At 71.7% G+C, this 5,549-nt stretch carries 5 protein-coding genes; 2 read left to right on the top strand and 3 right to left on the bottom strand.

Features of this window, described 5'->3' with window-relative positions; genetic code table 11:
* On the bottom strand, positions 1–595 hold a 595-nt coding region (locus tag IJH84_RS01350), incomplete at its 3' end, for a FadR/GntR family transcriptional regulator (RefSeq protein WP_295139288.1).
* Between the two features lie 49 nt (positions 596–644).
* On the opposite strand from IJH84_RS01350, the gene IJH84_RS01345 reads away from it, so the two are divergent.
* Positions 645–1,961, top strand: a complete 1,317-nt coding sequence (locus tag IJH84_RS01345; RefSeq protein ID WP_295139285.1) for an MFS transporter — start codon at positions 645–647, stop codon at positions 1,959–1,961.
* Between the two features lie 24 nt (positions 1,962–1,985).
* Here IJH84_RS01345 and IJH84_RS01340 read toward each other — a convergent pair whose 3' ends face one another.
* Positions 1,986–2,489 carry a metallophosphoesterase gene (locus tag IJH84_RS01340; protein WP_295139283.1) on the bottom strand — a complete coding sequence of 168 codons (504 nt, stop codon included), beginning with the start codon at positions 2,487–2,489 and terminating at the stop codon, positions 1,986–1,988.
* A 20-nt stretch (positions 2,490–2,509) separates the two neighbouring features.
* Positions 2,510–3,910: a mycothione reductase gene (locus IJH84_RS01335; protein WP_295139280.1), complete on the bottom strand. Its 1,401-nt coding sequence runs from the start codon at positions 3,908–3,910 to the stop codon at positions 2,510–2,512.
* 278 nt (positions 3,911–4,188) lie between these two features.
* Here IJH84_RS01335 and IJH84_RS01330 point away from each other — a divergent pair, with 278 nt between their 5' ends.
* Positions 4,189–5,448: a sensor histidine kinase gene (locus IJH84_RS01330; protein ID WP_200070138.1), complete on the top strand. Its 1,260-nt coding sequence runs from the start codon at positions 4,189–4,191 to the stop codon at positions 5,446–5,448.
* Positions 5,449–5,549 lie beyond the last annotated feature (101 nt).

The following is a 5,549-nucleotide window of genomic DNA, read 5'->3' as shown; positions in this document are numbered from 1 at the left end:
CGCGCACCGCGTCGAGCAGCGCGGTGTGCGACACGGGCGGCGGCTGCGCCGGGTCGTGCGTGGTCGCCACGCTGGACTGCACCGCCTCGCTGACCCCGTCGTAGAGCCCGATCAGCACCGGGTTGTGCGAGGCGGCCACCATCCGCAGGTGGAACCGGGTGTCGGCGGCGCTGAAGTGTTCGCGGTCCCGGCCTTCCGCGGCCTCGTCGCGGGCGGCCAGCAGGGTTTCCAGCTCCGCGAGGTCCTCGTCGGTGCGGGCGGTGGCGGCCAGCCGGGCGGCTTCCACTTCCAGCGCGCGGCGCACTTCCAGGATCTGGCGCAGTTCCGAGCCGTACAGCCTGCGCACCGCGCCGGAGAGCTCGTTGGTGGCCCGGACGAACGTGCCGTCGCCCTGCCGGACCTCGAGCAGTCCCGCGTGCGCGAGCGCGCGCACCGCCTCGCGGACGGTGTTGCGGCCGACGCCGAGCGCGGTGACCAGTTCGGCCTCGGTGGGGATGCGCCGGCCGAGCGGCCACTCGCCGGAGCTGACCAGTTCGCGCATCTGCGCGATGACCTGGTCGACCAACCCGGTTCGCTGGGTGTTGACCAGAGGCAAGGGGACATCCTTTCGTCCGAACATCCTACGTTTGACAGAATAGGTGGCGATGTCTGCCGAGTCGCACACCCAGCACGCCCACGATCGCGGGAACCGCGGCGTGACGGCCCAGGATGCCAGCACCGCCGACGGTTCCGGACCGCTGTCCCGGGCCGAAGCGCTGCCGAACGAGGGCGCCGCGGAGAACGTGGTCAACACCCGGCACCGCGCGTTGGCAGGAGGCGCGCTGCTGCTGGCGGGAGTGGTGCTGGCCTCGGCGAACATGCGTCCCGCCGTGACCAGCCTCAGCTCGATCCTCGGCGAAGTGCGCGACTCGGTCGGCGCGAGCAGCACGTGGGCCAGCGTCGTGACCGCGGTGCCCACGCTGTGCTTCGGTGTCGCGGCGCTTGCCGCACCGGTGCTGTCCCGGCGTTGGGGCATGAACCCCGTCGTCGGCGGTTCGCTGGCGTTGCTGACGGTCTCGCTGGTGGTCCGCGTGCTCGGCGGATCGTGGGTGCTGCTGGGCGGGACCGTGCTGGCCTGCGTGGCGATCGCGATGTGCAACGTGCTGATCCCGGTGGTGGTCAAGGAGTCCTTCCCGAACCGGGTCGGCGCCGCGACCGGGCTCTACACGACGGCGCTGGCCGCAGGAAGTGCCGCCGGATCGGCGGTGACGCCCTGGCTGGACTCGCTCGTCGGCAGCTGGCGGCTCGCGCTGGCGACCTGGATGGTGCTTGCGCTGGCGGCGCTGCTCGTGTGGGTGCCCGGCAGTCGCCGGACCGGCAGGACGGTGGCCGCGGCCGAGCCGGGGACCGGCATGCGTTCGATGCTGCGCAGCCCGCTCGCCTGGCTGGTCACCGGCTACTTCGGCCTGCAGTCGACCACCGCGTACATCGTGATGGGCTGGCTGCCCGAGGTGTTCAAGGGCGCCGGGATGGACGCGACCACGGTCGGCGTGCTGATGGGGGTGCTGCTGCTGGTCGGCGTGCCGATCAACATGGTGCTGCCGCCGCTCGTGACCCGGACCCGAGGCCAGTCGTGGTGGGCGGTGCTGATGGGAGTGCCGCCGTTGGCCGGTGTGCTCGGGTTGCTGCTCGCGCCGCTGGCGGCGCCGCTGCTGTGGGCGCTGCTGATCGGCGTGAGCGTGAGCGCGATCTCGCTCGCACTGGCGTTGATCTCGCTGCGCACCACCAACGCCGCCGACACCGGCCAGTTGTCGGCCATGTCGCAGAGCATCGGCTACGTCGTCGCCTCGGTGGGCCCGTTCCTGTTCGGCGTGCTGCACGAGATCACCGGCAGCTGGTCGGCCTCGCTGACCGCCGTGCTCGGCTTCATCGCCGCGCAGACCGTGATCGGATTCCTGGCCGGGCGGCCCCGAACGATCTGAGCCCGCACGATCCGGACGGGCGGCTCACCCGCGCCCGGGCAGCCGGTGCAGCTGCACCTCGCCGAGGCCGCCGGCGGTGAGGTCGGCGGTCAGGTAGGTGCAGTGCGGTTGCCGCCGCCGATCCGTCGGCGAACCGGGGTTGAGCAGCCGCATCCCGGCCGGCGTCACGCTGTCCCACGGGATGTGGCTGTGCCCGAACACCAGCACGTCGACGTCCGGGTACGCCTTGTCGCAACGCCGCTCCCTGCCTTGCGCTGCGCCGGTCTCGTGCACCATCGCGAACCGCAGCCCACCGAGTTCCACGCGTGCCACCTCCGGCAACCGGCGCCGCAACTCGTCGCCGTCGTTGTTGCCGTGGACGCCGATCAGCCGCGCGCTGCGCTCGGCCAGCTCGTCGAGCAGGTAGGGCTCGACCCAGTCACCGGCGTGGAAGACCACGTCGGCCGCATCGACCTGCGACCACACCTCGTCCGGCAGCGCCTTCGCCCGTTTGGGCAGGTGCGTGTCCGCGATCAGCAGCAGGCGCAACGGCACTCCTCGCGACCGGGTCATTCCGCGAGCGGCAGGCCGAGCAGCGCGTTCTCCAGCAGTTCCGGCATCGCCGGGTGGATCCAGTACTGGCCGCGCGCCATCCGGCGGGCGTCCAGGCCGAACTCCATCGCCTGCACCAGCGGTTGCAGCAGCGTCGGGGCCTGCGGCCCGATGATGTGCGCGCCGAGGATCCGGCCGCTCGCCGGGTCGGCGAGCAGCTTGGCGAAACCGGTGGTGTCCTCCATCGCCCAGCCGTAGGCGATCGCGCCGTACTCCTGGACCTTGCTGACGTACTCGACGCCGTGCGCCTGGGCGTCCTGCTCGGTGAGCCCGACCGCGGCGATCTGCGGCGCGGAGAACACCGCGTGCGGCACGTGCGCGTGGTCGGACTCGATCTGCTCGTCCGGGTGCAGCAGGTTGTGCTGCACGACCCGCATCTCGTGGTTGGCGACGTGCTTGAGCTCGTGGTCGGAGCTGATGTCGCCCAGCGCCCACACCCCGTCCACGGAGGTCCGCTGCCGGGAGTCGACCTCGATCTTGCGGTCGGCGCGCAGCCGCAGCCCGCCGGTCTCGGCATCGATCAGGTCGCTGTTGGGTTCGCGGCCGACGGCTACCAGCAACTGCTCGGCCTCGACGGTTTCCGCGCCGTCCGGGCCTTCCAGGTGCAGCCGCACGACGTCGCCGTCTCGTTCGGCCGCGAGCGCCTTGCGGTTCAGCCGCACGTCCCAGCGTTCGGCGGCCAGCTCGGTGAACCGCTCCGAGACGTCGACGTCCTCGGCGCGCAGCAGCCGCCCGGATCGCCCGATCACGGTGACCTCGACGCCCAGCGCGGAGAACACGTGCGCGAACTCGGCGCCGACGAACCCGGTACCGAGGATGATCATCCGCGGCGGCAGCGCGTCCAGCCGCATCACGCTGTCGCTGGTGTGGAAGCCGGTGTCGTCGATGCCGGGGATGTCCGGAGTCGTCGGCCGCCCGCCCGCGGCGACCACGAACCGGTCGGCGGTGAGCGTCTCGGGCCCGTCCGCGGTCTCGACGGTGAGCTGCTTGATACCGGTGAACCGCGCCTCGCCCTCGAACAGCGTCACGTTGTCGCTGCCCGCTGCGCGGTAGCGCCTGCCGCCGTCGGAGATCGCGTCGATCCGGCCGAAGATCCGGTCCCGGATATCGCGCCAGCGCACGTCCCGCAGTTCGAGGTCGACCCCGAGCCTGCTCCCGGCGCCGGGTGCCGCGGCGACGTCGGCGGTGTGCACCAGCATCTTCGTCGGGATGCAGCCCACGTTCAGGCAGGTCCCGCCGTAGGAGGAGGCGCTGCCGATGCCCTTCTCCACGAACGCGACGTTCCAGTCGGCGAACCGCTCGTCGGCGATCGAGTTGCCGGAGCCGCTGCCGATGATGACCAGGTCGAAGTGGGGCATGTCCATCCTGTGCTGTCGGGTGCGTGCCGGGGCCGGTCGGTGTTCGGGCCGCTGCGCGTTTGGTTCGCCGGTCCTGCGGGGTAATCGCCGGACGATGTCCGCCGCGATCCGTTCAACTTCCGCGGCGGCTCGGGGATTCCCAGCGGCCGGAGCCGAGCCTGCCACTCCCGCGCCCGCCGGTGGGAATACCGCGAAGGTTTACCCGGTATCTCCACCGCTGGTTTGTCGACCGGCACCGGCCGTGATCACTAACTTGGGCGAGCGCATCATTGTGCGCGATGCCGAAGAGGGTGCGGCCGCATGATGTGCACGGGGAGGCAGAGGTGGGGGTGGCCCCCGGGGGTGGTCATCTCCACCTGCCCACCGAGCATTCCCGAGGCCCGGCCGCGATCCTGACCGGCTGGCTGCATCGGCACCCGCTGCTCGCGGACTTCGCGCTGGCCATGGCCTTCGTGGTAGTCGTGGCGATCGGCCCGGAAGACGTGGTCGAAAGCGGTGCGGCCGGAGCGCTGGCCCACGTGCTGGTCTTGCTCAGCGGTGTGCCGCTGGTGCTGCGCCGGAAGTTCCCGCTCGGGGTGCTGCTGGTGGTGACGGTGGCCCTCGCGGTGTTCTACGGAATCGGCTGCAAGACCTCCCTCGGCGTGATCGGGCCGCTGCTGGCGGCTTACACGGTCGGAGTGCACAAACCGTTTCCGCTGGCCGCCGCGGGCACCGGGGTCGCCACCGCGGTGATCTACACCGGGGCTGCTGTCGGTACGCCCGCCGACCTGATGCCCTCCGCCGTGCTGTTCGGCACGACGCAGGCGGCGATCGCGCTGACCGCCGGTCACGTGGTGCGGCTGCGCCTGCGGCAGGCCGAACAGCTGCGCCGGGATCGGGACCGGGAAGCCGAACGTGCGGTCACCGAAGAACGGATGCGCATCGCGCACGAGTTGCACGACGTGGTCGCGCACCACCTGTCGGTCGTATCGGTGCAGGCCGGTCTGGCCCGCTACGTGTTCGACTCGGATCGGGAGACCGCCCGCGACGCGCTCGGCACGATCTCGACGGCGGCCCGCGGCTCGCTCGACGAACTGGCGAGGCTCCTGAGCGTGCTCCGGCCGCAAGCCGAGGACGGTCCCGCGGACGCCGACCGGTTCCACCCGCAGCCGGGGCTGGCGGACCTGCCCGCGCTGGTCGAGAGCATCCGCGCCGCAGGCGTGCAGGTCGAGCTGAGCAGCGAGGGCGAACCGCGCCCGCTGTCGCCGGGGGCCGAACTCTGCGCCTACCGGATCGCGCAGGAAGCGCTTACCAACGTGCTCAAACACGCTCCGGACAGCGCCGTCGCCGTGGTGCTGCGGCACCAGGGCGAGCAGCTGGAGCTGCTGGTCAGCAACAGCGCAGCGGCCGCCCCGGCGTCCGCAGGCTCGTCCGGGCACGGTTTGATCGGCATGTGCGAACGCGCGAAGATGTACGGCGGCACGGTCGAGAGCGGGCCGCGCCGCGAAGGTGGTTTCCAGGTGGTGCTGCGGCTGCCGCGGCCGCGCGAGGAGCACTGAGCGGTGCTGCGGCGGCCGCGCGAGAAACACCGAGCGGTGTTGCGGCGGCCGCGCAAGGAGCACTGACCGCTCCGGGAACGAACGCATGACCAGCGTGTTGG

It is taken from the genome of Saccharopolyspora sp. (assembly GCF_017434145.1).
Lineage (GTDB): Bacteria > Actinomycetota > Actinomycetes > Mycobacteriales > Pseudonocardiaceae > Saccharopolyspora_C > Saccharopolyspora_C galaxeae.
Note: the sequence above shows the minus strand (reverse complement) of the source record. Positions and strands in the feature narration are given on the sequence as shown.